The following is an 815-nucleotide window of genomic DNA, read 5'->3' on the forward strand; positions in this document are numbered from 1 at the left end:
ATGCCCCAGACCCGCGAGCACATCCTGCTGGCCCGCCAGGTCGGCGTGCCCTACATCATCGTCTTCCTGAACAAGTGCGACATGGTGGACGACGCCGAACTGCTGGAACTGGTCGAAATGGAAGTGCGCGAGCTGCTCTCCAAGTACGACTTCCCCGGCGACGACACCCCCATCGTCAAGGGCTCGGCCAAGCTGGCCCTCGAAGGCGACAAGGGCGACCTGGGCGAACAGGCCATCATGCGCCTGGCAGAAGCCCTGGACACCTACATCCCCACGCCTGAGCGTGCAGTGGACGGTGCCTTCCTGATGCCCGTGGAAGACGTGTTCTCCATCTCCGGCCGCGGCACCGTGGTGACCGGTCGTGTCGAGCGCGGCGTTGTCAAGGTCGGCGAAGAAATCGAAATCGTCGGCATCCGCGACACGCAAAAGACCACCTGCACCGGCGTGGAAATGTTCCGCAAGCTGCTGGACCAGGGCCAGGCTGGCGACAACGTCGGTATTCTGCTGCGCGGCACCAAGCGCGAAGACGTCGAGCGTGGCCAAGTGCTGTGCAAGCCCGGCTCCATCAAGCCCCACACCCACTTCACGGCTGAGGTGTATGTGCTGAGCAAGGACGAAGGCGGCCGCCACACCCCCTTCTTCAACAACTACCGTCCCCAGTTCTACTTCCGCACCACCGACGTGACCGGCGCCATCGAGCTGCCTGCGGACAAGGAAATGGTGATGCCTGGCGACAACGTGTCGATCACCGTCAAGCTGATCAACCCCATCGCCATGGAAGAAGGTCTGCGCTTCGCCATCCGTGAAGGCGGTCG

1 protein-coding gene is annotated in these 815 nt (G+C 63.2%); it reads left to right on the forward strand.

Going from position 1 to position 815, the window contains the following annotated elements:
- The coding region (locus MJ602_RS16670; RefSeq protein ID WP_243021866.1) for an elongation factor Tu at window positions 1-815 on the forward strand (815 nt) is incomplete at both ends.

This window comes from Simplicispira sedimenti (assembly GCF_022760965.1).
GTDB lineage: Bacteria > Pseudomonadota > Gammaproteobacteria > Burkholderiales > Burkholderiaceae_C > Simplicispira > Simplicispira sedimenti.